We start from the raw sequence: 21,478 nt of genomic DNA, 5'->3' as shown, positions 1-21,478 counted from the left end.
CGCCGGCTCACCCGAGACGGCGAACCCCGGTCACGACACCCCATTCGGTTGCCGCAATCCGCTTGATCGCGGCCTCCAGAGGCTCGATGGCCACCGTCATGGTGTAACCGTTGGCGTGGAGCAGACTGTCCGGAGAGCGGACAATCGCCACATGGCCGCGCCAGAACATCAGGTCACCGCGCTTCAGGCCGGACAGATCCTCATGGGCAATTGCCTCGCCCGCCTCTGCCGCCTGCATGTCGCTGTCGCGCGGCAAGGCATGGCCGCCGAAGCTCGCCGCAATCTGGGACAATGCCGAACAATCAAGGCCAAGGCTAGATCTACCTCCCCAGAGATAGGGCGTTCCGATCAGCTCCTCCGCGACAGCCACCCAGTCAGCTTCAACGGACCCGAGAGGCACAAGGTGCTGAGCGACAACAGCGGAGCCGTCGCTCAGCAGGGCATATTCCAGCCCCCGCGTGACGGTATGACCGGTGACCGTCACCAAGGATCCAATGCTGATGAGGCCAAGTGGAGGGAACTTCAGGTCAGCGCCCGGGTATCGGAAAGTCCGTAGAGCCCGCACCCGGTGGGTGGGTGCGGCAGCTTCAGTCAGACCGCTGGTCCTGACCCAGCCCACATAGCCATCCGTTCCAAGCTGTCCCCAGGACCAGCCGTCAGCCGTCTCGTCGAAGACCTGAAACGCTTCGCCATGAAGAGCCTGAGTGTCGATGCCCTTTTCCAGCTGGGCAACCGGCCGCAGGTCCAGAACATCTGCGCCAATGCAGCGGCTCGTGCCTTCGACAAATCGGTCAGCCTCAACCCTTCCCTTGTAGGACAAGGCGGCAAGATCCGGCCGGACCGGATGACGGCGCCGGTCGAAGGAAGGGGATGGTGTGGACATCGACATATTGCTCCTGGCGCAACCCCAACCGGAGCTGCATTGCCTTTCCGCTATCGCGGCAATTCACGCGCTTTTTCGACCACGAGATCGCCAAGCGTATCAAGATAAAGCGCACCTTCGACCGTGCGTGTGATGATCACATTCCGCCGGTCCGCCTCGTCGCGCTTGCGCGACAGAAGCCGCATTCCGCCCAAAGTGTCCAGTGCCCGCGTGATCGCAGGCTTGGTAACATTGAGCTTGGCCGCCAGACCACGCACCGTGTGCGGCGGCGGTTCAAGATAAACCGTCAGCAATATCGTGAGCTGGCGCGCGGAGAGATCCTGTTCTCCATCGCGCACCAGCGCAAGATTGACTTCGTGCATCAGCTTCAGCGCCTGAGAAGCGCGAATGTCTACCGCCATTGTGCCTGGCAAACCCCATCCGGTAACTTTCAGGCCTATTTAAGCACGCAAATCGTTTCGGAGCCGTTATTTAGCGGCAGGATATCTCTCGCTTAGAAGATCGAACAGACACCGGATGCCCTGGGCTTCGCCGCCGGCCGGTTTGCCTGCCCGTTCGATCGGGGTCCAGCCAAAGATATCGAAATGCACCCAGCTGCCGGCGTTCTCGACAAACCGGGACAGGAACAGGGCAGCCGTAATGGACCCGGCAAAGCCCGCGCCCGAGGTGTTGACGTGGTTGATGTCCGCGATCTTGCTGTCGAGGTACTTCATGTAGGGCTGCCAGAGCGGCAGGCGCCAGAGCGGATCGGCGCTTGCTTCCGACACGAGGGCGATCTCTTCCGCCAGGTCTTCGTCATGGGTGTAGAAGGGCGGCAGATCGGGGCCGAGAGCGACACGGGCAGCGCCTGTCAGCGTCGCCATGTCGATCAGCAGTTCCGGACTTTCCTCGTCGGCCAGTGCCAGGGCATCGCCCAGCACCAGACGGCCTTCGGCGTCCGTATTGCCGATTTCCACCGTGATCCCCTTGCGGCTTGGCAGAATGTCGCCAGGACGGAAGGCATTGCCGGAGATCGCATTTTCAACGCAAGGCACGATGACGCGCAGACGAACAGGCAGCTTCGCGGCCATGATCATGGAGGCCAAGCCCAGCACATTGGCCGCCCCGCCCATATCCTTCTTCATCAGGAGCATGGAGCTGGAAGGCTTGATGTCGAGACCGCCCGTATCGAAGACCACACCCTTGCCGACGAGTGTCACCTTCGGCGCATTCTCGTCGCCCCAGGTGAAGTCAGCCAGACGCGGTGCGCGGTCGCTGGCCCGCCCGACGGCATGAACCATCGGGAAGCCTTGAGCGAGAAGATCATCTCCGACAATCACCGACCCCTTGCCGCCGTTGGCCTCGAAGACCTTACTGATCGCGGCTGCCAGTTCCTCCGGCCCCATGTCATTCGACGGAGTGTTGATCAGATCACGGGCGATCGCCACGCCGTCCAGGATGGCCTGGATCCGGTCGATATCGACCCCTTCCGGAACAACAAGGCGCGGCTGTGATGCCGAGTTCTTGCGGTAGCGGGTGAAACGATAGGACGAGAGGGCAAAGCCAAGAAGAGCCTGCTCCGGATCCGGGAAAGGTTGGGCAAGTTCATAGTCCCCAGCCGGTAGACTGCTGGCGAGGCCGCCAAGTGCAAAAGCCTGCGGAAGAGCCTCGGCCGATGTTCCAAAGAGAACTGCAGCCTGCCCGCCCTCACCGGCGGGCACCACGAGAGAAGTCCCTTCAGCAGCAGAATAGCCATTGAGGCTGACCCAGCTTTTTGCCGTTGCGCCGAGCGTTTCCAGGACTGCGTCCAGGGTCTCCGGCGTAACCGGATGGATCTGGACGGTCTGGCCGGCTTCGGATTTGCGGATCAGGGAATTGCGCAAGATGAACTCCATTCTGGCAGGTGGCCCATGTGTCTCACGGGCTGTCGCTTAAAGAGTTAAGCGCCTCAAATGCTGTTGGCAACCGGCAGCACCTGAAATCCCTGCCATCGGATTCACATGCAAAATGCACGGTTTAAGAAAGCGTTAGGGTTAACAAGGTATTTCAGAAGCAGGCGCTATCGCGCATCCAATTTCATTTGGAGAGAGAACATGGCTTTCGCTGTTCATCGCCAGCCCTCCAAGCGGCACAGGCTGCAGATCGCTGCAGCCATGACCGCTGTTGCCCTGCTCGCGGGCGGCTGCGCATCTTCCAAGCAGAGTGCGGTCGGCAGCCACGCTCCCTCGTCTTCCATGCCCTATGCTGCACCAGGTTCTGCGGCTGCCAGAAGCGCCGTGTCCTCCTGGTCAGACAACTACAAGCGCAATCCGAAAGACAAGTCTGCGATCCTGGGCTACTCCAACGCTCTTACCCAGAACAGCCAGGTCTCCCAGGCAACTGCAATTCTGCGCAGCGCAGTGATCAACAATCCGGGTGACCGCGAAATCGCATCCGCCTATGGCAAGATCCTCGCGATGAACGGTCAGTTTCCGGAAGCGCTGAACGTTCTGCAGGGCGCCCAGACACCGCAAATGCCGGATTGGCGCCTGCTATCGGCGGAAGGTGCGGTCCATGACCAGATGGGCAACCACGACCGGGCCCGGTCGCTTTATCATCAGGCCCTGAAGATCCAGCCGGACGAACCGTCACTGCTGAACAACCTGGCACTGTCTCACCTTCTCTCAAATGAGCTGCCGGAGGCGGAGTACAACCTGCGCCGCGCTGCCGCCCTTCCGGGGTCAGACAGCCGCATCCGCCAGAACCTCGCACTTGTCCTTGGTCTTCAGGGCAAGTTCGGCGAAGCAGAACAGGTTGCCACAGCGGAACTCAGCCAGGCGGAAGCAGCCGAGAACGTCGCTTACCTGCGAAAGATGTTGAGCCAGAGCCGCGGCTGATCGCGCCTCCCTTTCCCAGACAAACAAAAACGCCGGAGGCTGTTTCAGCACTCCGGCGTTTTTGTTCCTATAGCTAAAGAGCTTAGTTCTTACTGGAAAGTATCCATCACCTGCATCACGGCGGGTCCGAGAATGACAAAGAACAGGACCGGCAGGAAGAAGACGATCATCGGAACGGTCAGCTTCGGAGGCAGGGACGCCGCTTTCTTTTCGGCCTCCTGCATACGAGCTTCACGATTGTCATCAGCCATGACGCGGATGGCATTGCCGACGGGCGTCCCGTACCGCTCGGCCTGAATCAGCGCCATCATGACGTTCTTGACGCCATCGACACCTGTCCGCTTGGCAAGGTTCTCATAGGCCTGCCGGCGTTCGCTCAAGAAGGAAAGCTCTGCATTGGTGAGCGTCAGCTCTTCGGCAAGCGGAATGGACTGAGTACCAATTTCCTCCGCGACTCGTCCGAATGCCGCTTCGATGGACATGCCGGATTCCACGCAGATCAGCATCAGGTCCAGCGCATCGGGCCAGGCCCGGCGGATCGAAAGCTGACGGTTCGTGATCTTGTTCTTGATGTAGATGTTCGGCAGGAATGCACCGAGGCCGCTCACGATGATCGTGCCGCCGAGTTTCGACATCACCGGCACCGTGTCCGGCAGCAAGACAACGGCATAGATCCCGGCAAGGACAAACAGCACGACCGGGATGGCAACACGGGCGAACAGGAAGGTGTAGAGCGGGCGGCTTCCCCGGAAGCCCGCCATCCGCAGCTTGTCCTGCGTCTGCTCATCCGCCAGCTTTGCCTGCAGGTTCAACTGGTCGACGATCCTCTTCATCTGCGCCTTAGGCTCAGACCGCAGGGATGCACGCGGCGAAGATTTCTCTGCAGCGACACGTGCCCGCTCCCGTGCGCGGATCTTCTCGCGCTCCAGAGCCACCGACTTCATCCGCGATTTCAACCCGTCCCGCTCGAACATCGGCAGAAGAAGAGAAAACAAGGTTCCCGCAACCGCGACCAAGGCGAGAGCTGCGAGCAGAAACTGGCTGTCGGCGAGCTTGTCGATGTTCATGATGGCCCGCTCCTCAGAAGTCGAAGTTGATCATCTGCCGCATCACCATGATGCCACAGAACATCCAAAACAGGCCGCCACCGATGATGATGTTGCCGGTTGTCGTTGTGAAAAGCAGGCCGATGTAATCCGGAGCGGTCAAACCGAGAATCCCGCTGACGACGATCGGCAGAGAACCAATGATGCCCGCAGAGGACTTGGCTTCAGAGCTGAGAGCCTTGATCTTGCGCTTCAGGGTCTTTCGACCGCGCAACACTCTCGACAGGTTGCTCAAGGCTTCGGAAAGGCCGCCACCAGCCTTTTGCTGGATTGCGACCACGATCGCGAAGAAATTGGCTTCAGCAAGAGGAACACGGTCCGGAAGACGCGCAACTGCATCAGACAGCGAAATGCCCATGACCTGCGTTTCCACGATCTTCTGAAACTCGGACGCGACCGGCTCATTCGCTTCCCGGGCTACGATCTTGATGCAGTCACCAAGCGGCAAACCAGCCTTCACACCACGCACAATGATGTCCACGGCAGAAGGCAGTTCATCCAGGAACTTGTTGAAGCGCTTCTGCCGCTTGTAGTTGACGTACCAACGCGGAAAACCAAGCGCACCTGCGAAAGTTAGTCCGAGTGTGACCCAGATATTCGGGCTCACGATGAGGGCAATCACCATGAAAACCACGCCACTCGCGATGCTGAAATAGATGAAGTGCTTTCGTTCCCAGCTCAGCCCGGCTTGCTCGATACGAACACTCAGCGTCGGATTGTTGCGACGGCTTTGCTTGTTCTTCTGCCGCTCTTCAAATTCCTTGAGCTGCTCCTGGACGGACCGGCGCTTGCGGTCGCTGTCCTTCACCTGACGCCGCTTCTCAGTAGATTGCGGCCTTGCGGCAATCACGTGCATGCGCGCGTCCCGGCGTTTGGAGCCAGACAGCGCGGGCTGAAACACAGCATAGATGACCCCGCCAATGCACAAGGCAAAAAGCAATGCGACGGCCAGGGTACTGATCGTTGAGGGCAAGGTATCAGCCATGATCACACTCAATCATTGACGTATTCCGGCATTTCGGAAGCATCCAGAGCTGCTGCGAGCCTCTGTTCTTCGCCATAATAACGGGCGCGTTCCCAGAATTTCGGACGGCCAATACCGGTCGACCGGTGACGACCGATGATCTTGCCATTCGCATCTTCCCCGATCATGTCATAGAGGAAGATGTCCTGGGTGATGATCACATCGCCTTCCATGCCGACCACCTCGGTGACATGGGTGATGCGGCGGGAGCCGTCACGGAGACGGGCAGCCTGAACCACCACATCGATGGAAGACACGATCATCTCACGCAATGTGCGCGAGGGCAGCGAGAACCCGCCCATGGTGATCATGGATTCCAGACGGGAGAGAGCCTCTCGCGGGGAGTTGGCGTGCAGGGTGCCCATGGATCCGTCGTGACCGGTGTTCATGGCCTGGAGCAAGTCGAATGCCTCCGGGCCACGCACTTCGCCGACGATGATGCGTTCAGGCCGCATACGCAGGCAGTTCTTGACGAGGTCACGCATGGTGATCTCGCCCTCGCCTTCGAGGTTCGGCGGTCTGGTTTCAAGGCGCACCACATGAGGCTGCTGAAGCTGCAATTCTGCGGAGTCTTCGCAGGTGATGATGCGCTCACTCGTCTCGATGTAACCGGTCAGGCAATTGAGCAAGGTTGTCTTGCCCGAACCTGTTCCGCCGGAAATCAGAACGTTACAGCGCGACCTGCCAATGATCTGAAGGATCGTCGCCCCATCCGGGGTGATCGAACCGTAGCGCACGAGCTGATCAAGCGTCAGCTTGTCCTTCTTGAACTTACGAATGGTAAGGGCAGGACCATCGATCGCCAGCGGCGGTGCAATGACGTTTACACGTGAACCATCAGGCAGACGCGCGTCACAGATCGGACTGGAATCATCAACGCGGCGGCCGACCTGGCTTACGATGCGCTGGCAGATGTTCATCAGCTGCGCATTGTCGCGGAAGCTGATGCTGGTCTGCTGCATCTTGCCCTGGGTTTCGATGTAAACCGTGTGGGCGCCATTGACCATGATATCGGCAATATCATCGCGGGCCAGAAGAGGTTCCAGCGGTCCATAGCCGAGAACGTCGTTGCAGATGTCATCGAGCAGATCTTCCTGCTCGGCAATCGACATGACGACATTCTTCAGGGAAATGATGTCGTTGACCACGTCCCGGATTTCATCCCGGGCATCTTCCGCCCCGAGACGAATGAGCTGGGAGAGATCGATCGCTTCGACAAGCGAGTTGAAGATCTGGCTCTTGGTCTCGTAATAGTCGTTGGACTTGCGCTTGCGGGACTCTTCCGGCGCGCGCTGCGGTTCGGGCGCAGGCGGCGGAGTGGCCGGTTTTGCAGGAGCAACAGCAACCGGCGCAGGCGCACTCGCAGGCTGCGGCGCTGGTGCGGCAACAGGTTCTGCCGGCATTTGAACCCTTACGGGCGCCGGGCTATTTGATGTTGTGCCGCGTCTACCGAACATGACGACTATCGCACTCCCTGTTAGGCCGGTCAGGCCGACTTGCGCTTCAGTCTCGACAAAAGCGAATTGATGGTGGAGCGTTTGGTCTTGTTGCCATCGCTCCGGCCGGAAACGACCTGAGCAATGCTGCCCAGCATGTCACTGACAGCGTGCCGGTTGTCCACTTCCCCGATCATCTGGCCGTTGTTCGCGGCTGTACCGAACAAATGCGGCTCGAACGGGATGGCACATTGCACGTTCAGACCGAGCGCGGTGGCAAATTCCTCGGGCTTGATCTCGGGCCGCTTCGGAACGTTGACACGGTTCAGCACAAGCATTGGCGGATTGTCGTTGGGCCGCAGCTGCCGGAGAGTATCAATCACGTTCTTTGCGTTGCGCAAGTTCGCCAGATCGGGCTCGGCGACAATCACCACCTGATCGGAACTGACCAGGACCTTGCGGACCCAGGCATTCCAGGCGTGAGGCACATCGAGAACAATCGACGGCGTGCTGTTGCGCATCGTGTCCATCAAACTGTCGAAGGAGCTCTCCGAATAGTCATAGGTGCGCTCCAGCGAGGCCGGAGACGCCAGCAGGCTCAGGTGATCCGAACACTTGGACAAGATGCGGTCGAGCAAGGTCTCATCCAGTCGCTCCGGCGCGGAAACGGCCTCATACACGCCTTGCAATGGGTCCTGGTTGAAATCCAAACCCGCTGTTCCAAACGGCAGGTCCAGATCTGCAACGGTTACTTCGTTGCGGTAGCTGCGCGCCAGGGACCAGGCAACATTGTGGGCAATCGTGGAAGCACCACAGCCACCCTTGACGCCGAAGAACGCGATCGTACGCCCAAGCGGCTCCGTTCCAGGCTCGGAGTACTGGGCACCAATGGCTCCGATAAGCTGATAGAGATTGATCGGGGCAACCAGATACTCGCTGACGCCACGATGCATCAGCTCGCGGTAGAAGGCCACGTCATTGATCTCACCGATCACCACGACCTTGGTGCCGGCATCGCAATACTCGGCAAGCTGATCGAGATCGCTCATGAGCTTTTGAGCGTCGCTCCCAACCTGCAGAACCATCAGGTTCGGAGTTGGTGCCTGCGCATAGAACTCGATCGCAGCCGGAATACCGCCCATGTGAACCTTCACATGGGCCTTGGCCATGCGCCGATCCTCGGCAGCAGCTTCCACAACCTTCGCCGTTTGATCGTTCAGACAGAAGGCCTGAACGGAGATGCGCGGCACAGGACGCAGACTGGCCGTGTCAGCCATTACGGGAGCTTGATCGAGCCAGTCAGCCGCATAGTCCTTGCGGTCATCCGGATCTGGAATGATTGGGTCGAGGTCTGTCATCACTTGGTATCCGTCAGAGAAGCGCCACTTTCTGAGCTCAGCTTGATTTCGCCCTTGCGATACTTGTCAAAGGTGTCGGCACGGCGCTGCTGATCGACTGGCGTGCTTGCCCGCGGCCGCAACAGGTCCGACGGATTGGCGATCATCGCGGCCAGATTGGCCTGCGAGGCGCATCCATAATTCTCGTAGTCAACATTGCTGTTGAACTTTCCATCGATGCTGCTCGGCCAGGCTCCGCAAGGCCCGGCACTTGCTTTCACCCGCATGTAGGACAGGCGGATAGGTGCTTCAGCGGCAGGATCCGAGACCGCGTAGGACCGGGTGGTCACGGCGGACCTGGACAGGCCGCCAGCTTGCAGCGCCCTGCGAAGATCAGGTGTCACTGAATGGATTGCCGCTTCATTGCTTCCGCCGGAAGGAACAAGGATCTCCACACGGCCATTTCCTCTCTCGCGAGACTCGGCCGCAAACTCCATGACACTATCGACGAGTTGCGGTCCAAGATGCCTGGTCTGCGTGCCGACCGGCATGTCAAACGTTTCCGGTTGTTCGGAGACAATGATTGGGTGGCGAACGCTATAGTCCGCCAGGGCCAATTGTGCGGTATCACTCCCCTGCGACTGGCTCTGGCAGGCAGCAAGTGATGCCACCATAAGACCGCAGGCCAGGCTCTTAGCGGCAAAGCCGGCAAGATGGACAGGACTAAAGCTCATCTTCCATCCTCACTTATAAATGAAGCCGACTTGGCCATGGTAGGATTCCTGCGGCGCGACATCGATTGAAGGCCGGAAGATCTTGTTGAGACGGTTCAGGAAAACCGATTCCGCGTCAGATGCAGGCATCAGGTTCTGATCTGGGCGCTGGATCTGGCTGGGAGCAACGGGCGTGACCACATAGGGCGTCACGAAAACTACCAGTTCCGTCTGTTCACGCAGGAAGTCGCGGCTCTTGAACAACGAGCCGAGGACCGGAAGCTGCATCAAGCCGGGAACACCGTTGATCGACTGCTTGTAGGATTCTTTCAGAAGACCAGCCATGACCAGCGTTCCGCCTGAGGGAAGCTCGAGCGTCGATTCTGCCCGGCGGATCTTGAGGGCAGGAACGCTCACCCCGCTGAGCTGCACGGCTCCTTCGCTGGAAAGCTCGCTCACCTCAGTCTTGATCTTCAAGCTGATGCGGCCACCCGACATGACCACCGGCGTGAAATCCAGGCCAACACCGAATTTCTTGTAGTCCAGCGTAACCGTGTTGGTTTCGTTGTCATACCCGACCGGGATCGGGAACTCGCCGCCGGCAAGAAAGTTTGCGTTCTCTCCGGAGATCGCGGTCAGCGTCGGTTCGGCCAGCGTCCGGATTACGCCGTCACGCTGAAGAGCCTCGATATTGGCAGCCATTGATGTGTTGCCAGCGATAAAGGATCCGGCAAGCGAAGACTGGCTGGTGACGTTTGTGTTGACGTTGTAGGAGGCAGGCATGTTGAAGCCGGCCGTATAGTTGCCGATGCCGACGGTACCGGACATCTCGACGCCCAGGCGCTTGATGATGGAGCGCTCGACTTCGGCAACAGTCACCTTCAGGTGAACCTGGTCCTTCTCGTCAACAGCAACCATGTTCAGAACCGACGCCGTGCCGGACTCAGGTGCGCCACCGGTTCCGAGGAAACGTGTGGCAATGTCACCTGCCGCTTGTGCGTCTGCCGTGGTCGCAGCAGAGCCGGTCAGAATGACACTGCCATTCAGCGTCTCAACCGAGATCCGTGTGCGGGGCAACAGGCGCTTGATCAGGGACTGAAGGTCGGAGGAATCCGCTTCGACCATCAGGTTGAAGCTCGCCAGTTCCCGGCCGCTTGATGCGAAGAGGACCAGATTTGCCTGGCCAAGCTTGTTGCCAAGCACAAAGACGCGGTTCTGGGTGCGGACCACGGCATCCGCAATACCAGGATTGGAAACCAGAACATCGGCAACGGGTTCAGCCAGATCGATGACCACGGACCGGCCGACACCCACGCGCAAAATACGGCCTTGCGTTCTCTCGCCCGCAGCAATGTGGATCTGCTTGGGGAAGCCGCTGTCCGCAAAGGCTGGAGCCTTGGCCTGGAACGCAGTGCTGGCGGCAACCGCCAGAACCACGGCCAACAGCCTGGCGCGTCCGTTTCCTGAAAGAACTGATCTTCTGAAGAATTCTATCATTTTGTCGCTGCCTGACTGGAAATGCCATACTTCACAAAATTCACGCCGCCACGTTCCCGCATCACTTCGCTCTCGGCATCGTCGGAAGAATCCTGAGCACTGCGCAGTGCCAGTGAAATCGTTCCGGCCTGCTGAGCCTGGGCAACCACTTCCGCTTCCGTCGGGGTGAGTTCAAGGGTCGCCGTCCGCTTCGGGTCCAGGTTCTTTTCGTCCTGCTCTCCTGCGGTCGTCGTATCGATTGCAAGCACGCGAACGTTTTCCAGGATGGTTTCACTGGATGGTGCGGACTGCTGGTTCTCACGTCCCTTGGTCAGGATGAGATCGACCTTGTCACCCGGAAGAATGAACCCGCCGGCAGTGGTTTCGGCTTCGACCCGCACAGCAATCGCCCGCTTTCCCTTTGGCAGGATTGCCGCCATGAAACCGCGGTCAGTGTTCACCAGACGCTGCGGACGGATCGGTTCACCTTCGTAAATCGGAGACTTTGCGATCTGGCCGACATAGGTGTCCATTGCCTCAGGCTCGACCACCTTGCTGATGACGCCCTTGGGCATGGAATCCTTTGGCCAGGTATTCCAGGCCAGATCCGCCGCGTTGAGCTTGGACCCAAGCAAGATATCCTTGGAGGCAACCAGAACGTCTTCCGTTTCGGGCGCCGCCACTTCGGGAGCCGGCATCGGCAGCGGTTCCGGTGTGCTTTTGGTCATGACCATACGGGCTGCCAGCAATCCGGCGCCCAAGGCCACTCCCAAAACCAGAAGACGTGCGTGTTTCATCACAAATATCCCATTCAGGCAGACAGGAATCCCCGTCGTTTGAGCCTAGTTTGGGAGCGAATTCGTCAAAACATGGTTAAATATATATGAGAATAATTGGTTAATTAGTCTTAACTGTCTTTAATGAAGAATGAAAAATTGCGTTAAGCAACAAAATTAACAATCTGTTTACCATAGCGAACAAAGACGAAGCCGCTCGAACGAACGCACAGGCTCGTTCTCACATCGCGAGCTTCAACCAGCCAGCAGTGCTATAGACGTGAAGTGCAGCAGCGGCGATGGCAATCCCATACGGAATGCCGGTCTTGGGATGGTGCAGGCGTGTAAGCCAATCCTGACGAGCCAGGACGCCAGGGAGATAGGGCACCAGACGGAAAGCCAGCAACCCATAAGTCAGGATCAAGCCGTAAACTGCCGTGAACAAGACAAAGGCCAGCAAATCCGGTCCAAATCCGAACCATAGGGCGATGGCACTGGCAATCTTTGCATCGCCACCGCCCATCCAGCCCAATCCAAACATGACCAGGCAGGGAACGAACACAACCACGCCACCAAGGACGTGTGCCTTCCATTCGTCAGCGGACATGCCGACCGCGAAGGCCATGATCACAAAGGCCGCAACAAGAAGCACCGAAACCCGGTTCGGAATTGTCATCGTGAAGAGATCCGAACTGCCCGAATAAGCGACCAGGATCGGGAAAACGACGAGGATTGCTGCTTCAAGCATGCGTTCACTCTCCAAGGATACGCGGACAACCACAAAGCCTAGAAGGCAGATCTGGATTTTGTGTTACCGGCAATAAAAAAAGCGGGCAGCATGCTCCCCGCTTTCTTCGCTCACGTACTTCATGACATCTCGGTCAGAACCCCGAAATATGGGGCAGGACCAGTCATCAGGAAGTAATCAGGTAACCTTGCCCAGAGCGGTCTGGATCTTGGTGAACACGGTGGTCAGGGACGTTGCCGTGGACATCAGAATTGTCACGAGTGCGACAGCGATAAGGCCAGCGATCAGACCGTATTCGATAGCAGTCGCGCCAGATTCATCCTTGGCAAAACGTGCAAGAAATTTCTTCATTAGTTTGCTCCTAGTTACCACTTATTGACAGCTCAGGTTCGCCGACCCGTTGACCAGCCGTTCGAACATGAGAGAACCATACGGAACACGCCTTTCCAGACAGTTAAATTTCAAAGCCGCCCGAATAAATATCAATTCGAACGACCTATAGTTAACGAAATATCCCCGAAATAACTAACGATTGTTTCCATATTTATCTAAATTATCGAAGTAAAATTACAAATTTACTTTCTATATTGTAGAAATATGCATTAATTTCGAATTAAAACTTTAACTCGAATTTGAAATGCCTTCGTTCTATGTCAGACTTTGAAAGTCCTGACGGGTGAGTCTGGACCTGCTTTTTCTAGAAACTCCAAATCCAAATAAACCAGACACATCGAACAGCCTTCCGCCGCACGCTGAACCAACCCTTCACTACAGGCTGAAAGCAGAGAAAAGTCAGCGTTAGGGCTTCCTTCACCATAGTCTTGGTAAATGCTCATGAACCGGTTTGGACGTGGAGTAGGCTTGGTCATGAACACCGATTTCAAGAGAATGGTCGGGATAGCTTCCCTTTTTGCGGTGGCAATGTGTGGACATGCCAACGCAGGTGAAGGCGTTCACGTTGTGATGGATCACGCAAAAGTCTTCCGGATCGACGAACCTGCCGCTTCCGTGATCGTTGGCAATCCGCTCATTGCAGATGTTGTGATGCAGGACCGCAATACTGTGGTTGTGACCGGAAAGCTTTACGGCAACACGAACCTCATTATTCTGGATGCCAAGAACGAACCCATCATCGATGAGGTCGTGACAGTCAGTGGCGCTGCAGCCAACACTGTCGTCGTCACCCGCAAGACCGAACAGGACACATACTCCTGCTCACCGCAGTGTGACCCGACCCTGAAGGTTGGCAATTCTGAAAACGGCTTCAAGGTAATCACCGAACAGGCCACTGCCCGCAACTCACTATCGCTCGGAGCCGCAGTCGGCTCGCCGGCTTCGGCCCCTTCCAATTAGGCGACTTCCAAATGCCGCTCTTCCCGTTTCATTGTTCCGAAACACACGAGGCATCCGGAATGCAGCGCAAGATTGGCATCAAACCTTTCCTGCTCCGCCTGAAACGGGACAAGCGCGGTGTTACCGCGATCGAATTCGCGGCGGTCAGCATTCCCTTCTTCATGCTGCTGTTCGGGCTGATCGAATTCGGGCTCGCCTTTTTCGTCAATCAAGTGCTCGATCATGCCACGCTTGAATCTTCTCGCCTGCTGAGAACCGGCCAGGCACGGAACTTCACAAAAGAGCAATTCAAGACGGATCTTTGCGAGAACCTCAGCATCTTCTGTGTTGCCTCCCGGCTCGAGATCGATGTTCGTGCTTTCAATGATTTCGCGTCGCTTGCGGATTCCAACAACCTGCCTTCCATGACAGATGCGGACGGCAAGACGGCGGGCACAAACTCCTATACGTCAGGTTCGGCGAGTTCCATCATGGTCGTCCGGGTTCTGTACCGCTGGCCCATGTTCACATCGTTCACGCGAATGGATGCCGGCGACACCAGCAATATGGAGCGGCTGATCTATTCAACCGCCGTCTTCCGCAACGAACCCTACGTTTACGGAGGATAAGAACAGAGATGATCAAGCTTTCTCTAATTCGCCGCCTCCTCAGAAACACTCGCGGCGTCGCTGCAGTCGAATTTGCTCTGATCCTGCCCTTCCTTATCATTCTGCTCATCGGCATGGCGGAAACGACCACTGCCCTGAACCAGAACAGAAAAGTGAGCCAGGTGGCCAACGCGATCGGCGACATCGTGGCCCGCGCAACCACCGTGACCTCCACGGGACTTGCCGACCTGATGCAGGCGCGCACCTACATCATGGAACCGTACGATGCCAGCAGCATGACTGTGATTGTTGCCAGCGTTTCGTTTGACGCTGACAAGAAGGCAACCGTCGACTGGAGTTCAAATCAGACCGGCGGCACGCCATGGACCAGCGGACAAGCTCCGCCGATCACCATTCCAAGTGGTGTCATCGCTGCCAACAAGTCCATTATCGTCTGCCAGACCAAGTACAACTATGTCGCCATGTTCGCGACGCTTGCCCAGAATATCTTTCCACGGGCGACAAAGTTCGAAATGTCCGGTGCCGTCTACCTGCGCCCGCGCCTGACGACCAAGGTCACCAAGACCTGAGCCGGCTCTGCGCTTGCGCTATTTCGCAAGGATTGACGTGGCGCAATAATGACTTGTCCTGACTTGATTGCTCGCAACCGTTGACTAGGTTGCGCTTGTGCCGCACTGCAGCAGCCCGGTTCGGGCGCCTGCTGCAAGCCAGAGACAAGGGGCCAATCATGGCGACGAACAAGACGTACGACCAGATCGCAATCGGCGATGTGGCGGAGATCACCAAGGTTTGCTCGACGAACGATCTGCTGATCTTCGCTCATGCTTCCGGCAACCGGAATCCGCTGCATCTTCCCGACACCGACTGGACGGGCGACGGCAAGAACGACAAGCCATTTGCACCGGCCATGTGGATCGGCGGCCTGATCTCCGCCGTTCTTGGCAACATCCTGCCTGGCCCCGGGACTGTCTACAGGTCACAGACCCTGAACTTCCGCAAACAGGCAGGACTCGGCGACAGCCTGACGATCCGGATCGAGGTCACGGAAAAACTGCCGGACAACAAGATCCGTCTGACCACGCGCGTACTTCTGCCCGATGATACGGTCGTGGCCGAAGGCATCGCTGAAGTCTCGGCGCCAACCCGGCAGATCGAGTTTGACGGCTCGCAGATCCCCGCGCTTCTGATCGAGCGCCATCGGCATTTCAATCGGTTGATTTCCCTCGCCCGGACCCTGCCGAGCCTGCCCACGGCCGTCGTCGCCCCCGAGGATACATCGTCCCTGGCAGGCGCGCTCGATGCTGCGCGCAAAGGACTGATCGAACCGATCCTGATTGGCAACAGCACGAAGATCGAGGAAACGGCTCGGGAGCTTGGTGCCGATCTGTCCGGCCTGACCATCGTCCACACGGAAAACGAGGATGCTGCCGCAGCCCGCGCCGTCGCCATGGTGCATGAAGGCAGGGCTGGCGCCGTGATGAAGGGCCACCTTCATTCGGACGACCTGCTCCGCCACATCGTCAAACGCGACGGAGGCCTGCGCACCCGCAAGCGCATCAGCCACGTCTTCATCATGGACATTCCCGGCCGGGAAACGCCTGTTCTGATTTCCGATGCTGCGATCAACATCTCTCCGGATCTGGAAGCAAAGGTCGACATCACCCAGAACGCCATCAATGTCGCCCTGTCTCTCGGCATGGAAATGCCGAAGGTCGGCATCCTGTCGGCCATCGAGACGGTGAACCCGGCAATCCCGTCCAGCCTGGACGCCGCCATCCTCTCCAAGATGGCAGACCGTGGCCAGATCCGTGGCGGCATCGTTGACGGTCCGCTGGCCATGGACAACGCAATCGACCTGCAGGCAGCCCGCACCAAGGGCATCAAGTCTCTGGTGGCCGGTCAGGCCGAGGTTCTGATTGTCCCGAACCTTGAATCCGGCAATATGCTGGCGAAAGAACTCACCTTCATCGCCCACGCGGAGGCAGCCGGCCTTGTGGTCGGGGCAAAGGTGCCGGTCATCCTGACATCCCGCGCCGATGATGCCCGCTCGCGCATGGCGTCCTGTGCCCTCGCCCTGCTCTACCATCACTGGCAGGAAACCGGCTCCGCCGTTGCGCCCTTCACAGCCGCGGAGTGACCTGCATGAGCCAAGGCATCACAACGCTAGTTCTCAACTGCGGCTCCTCCTCCATCAAGTTCACGCTCTATGACGGGTCCTGCGAAAGGCTGCACGGACAAGTGTCAGGCCTCGGCACAAGTCCGAGGATTGAACTGAAGGTGATCAAGTCCGGCCAGAAGCGGGATGAAGCTCTGTCTGCAACAGAGGGCCAGGATCACCGCCATGCCCTGCAGGCGGTTCTGGCTGCCATCAGCGCAACGTGCGGCGACCTCAAGGTGGACGCGGTCGGCCATCGGGTGGTCCATGGCGGACACTCTTTCGTGGCACCTGTTGCGGTTGATGACAGCGTGATCCGTGATCTGGAAGCCCTGATCCCGCTTGCGCCTTTGCACCAGCCGCACAATGTGGCGGGCATTCTTGCCGCCCGGCAGGCCTTCCCGGAGGCCTTTCAGGTGGCCTGTTTCGACACCGCCTTTCACCGGGACCACCCTTGGGTCAACGACACCTTCGCGCTTCCCAGGGAGCTTTATGACGAAGGTGTCCGGCGCTACGGCTTCCACGGGCTGTCCTACGAATATATCGCCTCCCATCTTGCGGACCGGCATCCGGAACTCTCCAAGGGACGGGTGATCGTCGCCCACCTGGGCAACGGCGCCTCCATGTGCGCCCTGCAGGCAGGGCAAAGCATCGACTCCACCATGGGCTTCACCGCCCTGGATGGATTGCCGATGGGCACACGAACCGGTCAGCTGGACCCGGGCGTCGTTCTCTATCTCCTGGCGACCAAGGGCATGACCGGGGCCGAAATCTCGGATCTTCTCTACAAGAAGTCCGGTCTGCTCGGGCTCTCGGGGATCAGCTCCGACATGCGGGCCTTGTCTGAGAGCCGCAGCGCAGAGGCCCGCAAGGCCATCGACTATTTTGTCTTCCGCATCCGCAGGGAAATCGGCGCTATGGCCGCTGTCCTGGGCGGCCTGGATGCAGTCGTCTTTACCGGCGGCATTGGAGAGCATTCAGCCCTCGTGCGGTCCGAGGTCTGTGCCAATCAGGACTGGCTGGGCATGGAAATCGACGCAGCCCGGAATGCAGCGGCTGAAGCGGTCATTTCCAAGGACACGTCCGGGGTCAAGATCCTGGTGGTGCCGACAAATGAGGAAGAAATGATCCGCCGGCACACGTTTTCGCTGTTACCGGCTTAGGGTTCGGACCCTTAAACTCCTCTATGGCTGAGGGCGCTCGAGAACCTTCCGGGCGTCCTCACCAAACGTCGCCTTGAAGGCATCATAATCGGCTTCCTTCACGCTCAGGAACCCGCCCGGCAAGTCAGGCTCGATGGCCAGATAGACATCCGGAGCCTGGCCCAGAAGCTGCAACAGCCCGTCCTTCAGCCGCGTCTTGAGATCATCCGGCAGATTTACTCTCACCGCATGCGCATCATAGGGCAAAGGCGCAGACGTCCAGGCGACCGTGAGCTTGTCGAGCCCTCTCGCGCCGCTGAGGAAATAGTCATTGAGCGTGCCGGCCGTGTAACCGGTTTGCGGACTGCCAGTCAGGGTCGACCAGCCAAGGCTGGCATCGGCACGGCCATCCATGACGGCCAGCAATCCGTCGACGCCGGTTTCAACGCGAAGCAGCGTGCGGAAATGCTCCCTGACATTGATCCCCTGCTTCTCAAGATTGGCGAGCGGTATCCGATAGCCTGTCGTGGAACCGCTGTCCTGAACGGCCAGCCGCTTGCCTGCGAGATCCGCCATGGTCAGCGGGCGCCGGGAAATCACAACCGCATGATAGCGCCCGTTGCCCACGTCAGGTCTTGCGCTGACCAGCGGCTCCACGCAGCCGCAAAAGGCAGAAGCTGCCCCATAGGCAGAGCCGGACAGCACTGCATAATCCACGTCGCCATTGACGAGGGCGGCGGTCAGTTCGTCCAGGGTCGGAATGAGAAACAGATCAACCGGCCTGTCCAGAACCTCTTCCAGATACAGCCTGAAGGGCTCGATCCGCTCGCGGATCTCTTCATCCGTTCCAACGGCGACGCCAAACTTGAACCGTGAGAACGATTGCGCTGACGCGGAACTGGTCAGGCCCGACACCAGCAGAGTGCAGACGCAGGTCAGGATGCCAAGAATTCTCACGACCATTTTTCTGCCATTTCAGATAGGCTTCCTTCCATCCGGAGCGAGTCGCTCACCTGAATTTACCAGTTTGACCTGCCTATTTCATGCGGCACATTCAGCCGCAACATTTGGGGACCCCATGACCGCAAAAGCAACCACCGTCGTCTTTGACATCGGCAATGTCCTGATCGAGTGGGACCCGAACCATCTCTATCAGCACCTGCTTCCTGACGCGGCAGAGCGTGCGCATTTCCTCACCGAAATCTGCAGCTACGACTGGAACCTCGAGCAGGACCGGGGCCGCAGCTGGGATGAGGCCGTGGAGCTTCTGGTCGCGGAATATCCGGAAAAGCGCGACCTGATCACAGCCTACCGCGACCGCTGGCACGACATGGTGCCGGGTGAGATTGCCGGAACGGTCGCAATCCTTGAAGAACTCAAGGCCGCGCAAACACCGCTTTATGCGATCACCAATTTCTCCTCCGAGAAATTCACCGAGGCCCAGACCCGGTTCCCCTTCCTGAAGACATCGTTCCGGGACATCGTCGTCTCCGCTGACGAGCGTCTCCTGAAGCCGGACCTGCGCATCTATGAGGTTCTGCTGGAGCGGAACGGACTGGACGCCGGAACTTGTGTCTTCATCGACGATTCCCCGAAGAACGTCGACGCAGCCCGCGCAGCGGGTATGCATGCCGTCCATTTCCAGCACCCGGACAAGCTGCGTGAAGAGCTCAAGAAACTCGGGCTGCCGGTCTGATCCTGGGTTTGTTTTAAATACTGTCCCGGCTCTTTGCCGGGACAGACGATCGGAAGTCCCCGCTTAGGCGCGCTTGAAGCCGTCCAGAACATTGACGCAATTCGTGCCCAAGGCATCGACCGCGTAGCCGCCCTCCATGAGAAAGACGATCGGCAGGCCAAGCCGCTTGAGACGCTGCCCGAGCGACGTGAAGTCTTCGCTGTTGAAGCGGAATTTCGAAATCGGATCCTCCCGGTAACAATCCATGCCGAGAGACACCAGAAGATAGTCCGGCTTGTAGACATGGAGCCAGCGGCAGGCCTCTTCCAATGCCTCCGAATAGGTTTCCCAGCCTGTCCCAAGCGGCAGGGGCCAATTGCGCGTAAAGCCTGTTCCCGCCTTCTCACCGGTTTCATCCTCATGACCGAGAAAATGCGGATACTCATGCCGGGGATCCGCATGAAGCGACAGGAACAGCACGTCCGGACGGTCGTAGAAAATCGCCTGCGTGCCATTGCCGTGATGATAATCGACGTCGAGGATCGCAATCCTGTGCGCGCCCTGATCCAGCAGCCACTGGGCAGCAATCGCTGCATTGTTCAGGAAACAATATCCGCCGAAGAAATCCTTGCCGCAGTGATGCCCGGGAGGACGGCAAAGAGCGAAAGCAGAACCTTCTCCTCCATCCTTGACCAGTTGAGCTGCCGTCAGCGCAGCATTGGCCGAGGCCTTGGCAGCTTCAAAGGTGAAAGGACCGATTGGCGTGCCCGCATCCATGGAATAGCGCCCGAGCAATCCATCGATATGCTCCGGCACAGGATCAGCCCTTAGGCTCCGGATGGGCCAGACATAGGGAAAGGCCTCTTCCGCCGTCCGGCCTTCGGCGATCCACCTGTCCCAGAAACTTTCCATGAACGCCAGATAGTCGGCGGCATGAATACGGTGCAACGGCTGCGAACCGAAATCGAGGGGCTCGACCACCTCGCCAAGCGCCCGCTCCTGAACCGTACGAAGCACGATTTCCGCCCGCGACGGGATTTCGACGGCCGGCCGAAGCTGACCGTCAGCAATCTCGTTCTTCGGCGCATGCTTGAGTTCGACCGGCGAAAACACCGTCTTCATGAGCGGGCAGCCTTTCTTTCAAGTCCGTCAGGAGAACCGGAACTCCGTGACATGGCTATAAGTCTCACCCGGATGCAGCAGAACGGGCGTGAAATTGCTGCGGTTCACACTGTCCGGCCAGCGCTGGGTCTCAAGACAGAGGCCCGCGAAGGCGCCGTAGGTCTGGCCTCCGAGACCGGGAACGGGAACATTCACCCCTTGCGCATCATAGAGCTGAACACCTGGCTCGGTGGTCCAGACCTCCATCCGGCATTCCCCCTGGCTGTCTTCGAGCGCCGCGGCAAAGGCCACGTCCTCGCGCGGCGCATCACTGAGGCAGAAATTGTGATCATAGACCACGCCCTCTTCCCCAGCCTTCCGGCGGATCTTGCGCCCTTCCCGGAAATCATAGGGCGTCCAGGCCACGTTGCGGATTTCACCGGTCGGGATCAATTCCGCATCGACGGGCAGATAGGTCTCGGCGGCAATCTCGAGCGTGTGGTCCAGAATGTCCCCCTCACCATCGAGATTGAAATAGGCGTGCTGGGTCAGATTGACCGGCGTCACCTTGTCCGTGGTGGCCGTGAATTTCACCCGCAAGGCGCCAGATCCAGTGAGTGTGTAACGGCAAAGAACCTCACAACGGCCCGGATAGCCCTCCTCCCCGTCATCGGAGACGTATTTCAGGAGAACACTGGCCTTGTCGTGCTGCTCGATCGTCCAGATCCGCCGGGCAAACCCGTTCGGTCCACCATGGAGATGATGCTTGCTGTTCGGGTTCAGTGCAAGCTGAATGGTCTCTCCCTCCAGCTCGAACCGGCCATTGGCAATCCGGTTCGCACAACGGCCCGGAACAGCACCGTAATAGGGGCCGTACTTGAGATAGCCTTCCAGGCTTTCGAACCCAAGGATCCTGGACTTGCCGTCAAAGATCAGGTCCCGGATGATTGCGCCGAAAGTCAGAACCCTGGCTTCCAGCGCGCCCTTCTTCAGGGTGATTTCCTCAACGACGGTACCGTCTTCAAGCCGGTCGAATTCCCGGATCATCTTTGTCTCTTCCTTGCCCCAAGCGTCTCATGCACGGCTGAAA

The 21,478-nt window shown here is 58.5% G+C and carries 22 protein-coding genes; 7 read left to right on the top strand and 15 right to left on the bottom strand.

Annotation, left to right across the window (positions count from 1 at the left end; all coding sequences use genetic code 11):
- Positions 1–7: 7 nt before the first annotated feature.
- From BUA94_RS02100 to BUA94_RS02090, 3 genes are all read right to left on the bottom strand, one after another.
- A complete protein-coding gene (locus tag BUA94_RS02100) occupies positions 8–883 on the bottom strand; it encodes a C40 family peptidase (RefSeq protein WP_208979945.1) in 876 nt (291 codons plus the stop codon).
- 50 nt (positions 884–933) lie between these two features.
- Complete coding sequence (locus BUA94_RS02095; protein ID WP_073008195.1) at positions 934–1,284, bottom strand: MarR family transcriptional regulator; 351 nt, start codon at positions 1,282–1,284, stop codon at positions 934–936.
- A gap of 66 nt (positions 1,285–1,350) precedes the next feature.
- Entirely contained in the window at positions 1,351–2,745 is a 1,395-nt protein-coding gene (locus BUA94_RS02090) for a leucyl aminopeptidase family protein (protein ID WP_073010700.1), read from the bottom strand.
- Positions 2,746–2,955: 210 nt separating this feature from the next.
- Between BUA94_RS02090 and BUA94_RS02085 the strand changes: the two genes are divergently transcribed.
- On the top strand, positions 2,956–3,738 hold the full coding sequence (locus BUA94_RS02085) for a tetratricopeptide repeat protein (RefSeq protein ID WP_073008192.1): 783 nt from the start codon (positions 2,956–2,958) through the stop codon (positions 3,736–3,738).
- A gap of 89 nt (positions 3,739–3,827) precedes the next feature.
- Here the strand turns inward: BUA94_RS02085 and BUA94_RS02080 are convergent, their stop codons facing one another.
- From BUA94_RS02080 to BUA94_RS02040, 9 genes are all read right to left on the bottom strand, one after another.
- Positions 3,828–4,805, bottom strand: coding sequence for a type II secretion system F family protein (locus BUA94_RS02080; protein WP_073008189.1), 978 nt, complete (start codon positions 4,803–4,805; stop codon positions 3,828–3,830).
- Positions 4,806–4,818: 13 nt separating this feature from the next.
- A complete protein-coding gene (locus tag BUA94_RS02075; protein WP_073010697.1) occupies positions 4,819–5,829 on the bottom strand; it encodes a type II secretion system F family protein in 1,011 nt (336 codons plus the stop codon).
- An 8-nt stretch (positions 5,830–5,837) separates the two neighbouring features.
- Positions 5,838–7,325, bottom strand: coding sequence for a TadA family conjugal transfer-associated ATPase (locus tag BUA94_RS02070; RefSeq protein WP_073008186.1), 1,488 nt, complete (start codon positions 7,323–7,325; stop codon positions 5,838–5,840).
- A gap of 29 nt (positions 7,326–7,354) precedes the next feature.
- The gene (locus tag BUA94_RS02065; RefSeq protein WP_328586269.1) at positions 7,355–8,662 is read right to left on the bottom strand and encodes a CpaE/TadZ family protein; all 1,308 of its coding nucleotides are present in this window, start codon (positions 8,660–8,662) and stop codon (positions 7,355–7,357) included.
- A complete protein-coding gene (locus BUA94_RS02060) occupies positions 8,662–9,375 on the bottom strand; it encodes a CpaD family pilus assembly protein (RefSeq protein WP_084081658.1) in 714 nt (237 codons plus the stop codon). The genes BUA94_RS02065 and BUA94_RS02060 overlap by 1 nt, the downstream gene beginning before the upstream one ends.
- 9 nt (positions 9,376–9,384) lie before the next feature.
- Positions 9,385–10,791: a type II and III secretion system protein family protein gene (locus BUA94_RS02055; protein ID WP_073010690.1), complete on the bottom strand. Its 1,407-nt coding sequence runs from the start codon at positions 10,789–10,791 to the stop codon at positions 9,385–9,387.
- A gap of 56 nt (positions 10,792–10,847) precedes the next feature.
- On the bottom strand, positions 10,848–11,627 hold the full coding sequence (gene cpaB / locus BUA94_RS02050) for a Flp pilus assembly protein CpaB (RefSeq protein ID WP_073008182.1): 780 nt from the start codon (positions 11,625–11,627) through the stop codon (positions 10,848–10,850).
- Between the two features lie 220 nt (positions 11,628–11,847).
- Positions 11,848–12,354, bottom strand: a complete 507-nt coding sequence (locus BUA94_RS02045; RefSeq protein WP_073008179.1) for an A24 family peptidase — start codon at positions 12,352–12,354, stop codon at positions 11,848–11,850.
- A 177-nt stretch (positions 12,355–12,531) separates the two neighbouring features.
- Positions 12,532–12,705, bottom strand: a complete 174-nt coding sequence (locus tag BUA94_RS02040) for a Flp family type IVb pilin (RefSeq protein ID WP_073008176.1) — start codon at positions 12,703–12,705, stop codon at positions 12,532–12,534.
- Positions 12,706–13,182: 477 nt separating this feature from the next.
- On the opposite strand from BUA94_RS02040, the gene BUA94_RS02035 reads away from it, so the two are divergent.
- From BUA94_RS02035 to BUA94_RS02015, 5 genes are all read left to right on the top strand, one after another.
- Positions 13,183–13,707 (top strand): pilus assembly protein N-terminal domain-containing protein, encoded by a 525-nt coding sequence (locus tag BUA94_RS02035; protein WP_408011905.1) that lies wholly within the window; start codon positions 13,183–13,185, stop codon positions 13,705–13,707.
- 59 nt (positions 13,708–13,766) lie between these two features.
- Positions 13,767–14,315, top strand: coding sequence for a TadE/TadG family type IV pilus assembly protein (locus BUA94_RS02030; RefSeq protein WP_073008170.1), 549 nt, complete (start codon positions 13,767–13,769; stop codon positions 14,313–14,315).
- 8 nt (positions 14,316–14,323) lie between these two features.
- Positions 14,324–14,884: a TadE/TadG family type IV pilus assembly protein gene (locus BUA94_RS02025; protein WP_073008167.1), complete on the top strand. Its 561-nt coding sequence runs from the start codon at positions 14,324–14,326 to the stop codon at positions 14,882–14,884.
- A gap of 158 nt (positions 14,885–15,042) precedes the next feature.
- On the top strand, positions 15,043–16,452 hold the full coding sequence (locus tag BUA94_RS02020; RefSeq protein ID WP_073008163.1) for a bifunctional enoyl-CoA hydratase/phosphate acetyltransferase: 1,410 nt from the start codon (positions 15,043–15,045) through the stop codon (positions 16,450–16,452).
- 5 nt (positions 16,453–16,457) lie between these two features.
- A complete protein-coding gene (locus BUA94_RS02015) occupies positions 16,458–17,633 on the top strand; it encodes an acetate/propionate family kinase (protein ID WP_073008161.1) in 1,176 nt (391 codons plus the stop codon).
- Between the two features lie 21 nt (positions 17,634–17,654).
- Here the strand turns inward: BUA94_RS02015 and BUA94_RS02010 are convergent, their stop codons facing one another.
- Entirely contained in the window at positions 17,655–18,569 is a 915-nt protein-coding gene (locus tag BUA94_RS02010) for a phosphate/phosphite/phosphonate ABC transporter substrate-binding protein (protein WP_175557977.1), read from the bottom strand.
- Between the two features lie 121 nt (positions 18,570–18,690).
- Between BUA94_RS02010 and BUA94_RS02005 the strand changes: the two genes are divergently transcribed.
- Positions 18,691–19,308, top strand: a complete 618-nt coding sequence (locus tag BUA94_RS02005) for an HAD family hydrolase (RefSeq protein ID WP_073008155.1) — start codon at positions 18,691–18,693, stop codon at positions 19,306–19,308.
- A 63-nt stretch (positions 19,309–19,371) separates the two neighbouring features.
- On the opposite strand, the gene BUA94_RS02000 is transcribed toward BUA94_RS02005, so the two are convergent.
- The gene (locus BUA94_RS02000; RefSeq protein WP_073008152.1) at positions 19,372–20,409 is read right to left on the bottom strand and encodes a histone deacetylase family protein; all 1,038 of its coding nucleotides are present in this window, start codon (positions 20,407–20,409) and stop codon (positions 19,372–19,374) included.
- Between the two features lie 27 nt (positions 20,410–20,436).
- Positions 20,437–21,435: an aldose epimerase family protein gene (locus BUA94_RS01995; RefSeq protein WP_073008149.1), complete on the bottom strand. Its 999-nt coding sequence runs from the start codon at positions 21,433–21,435 to the stop codon at positions 20,437–20,439.
- Between the last annotated feature and the right edge of the window lie 43 nt (positions 21,436–21,478).

It is taken from the genome of Roseibium suaedae, from assembly GCF_900142725.1.
GTDB lineage: Bacteria > Pseudomonadota > Alphaproteobacteria > Rhizobiales > Stappiaceae > Roseibium > Roseibium suaedae.
This window is presented reverse-complemented; position numbering and strand designations above follow the sequence as displayed.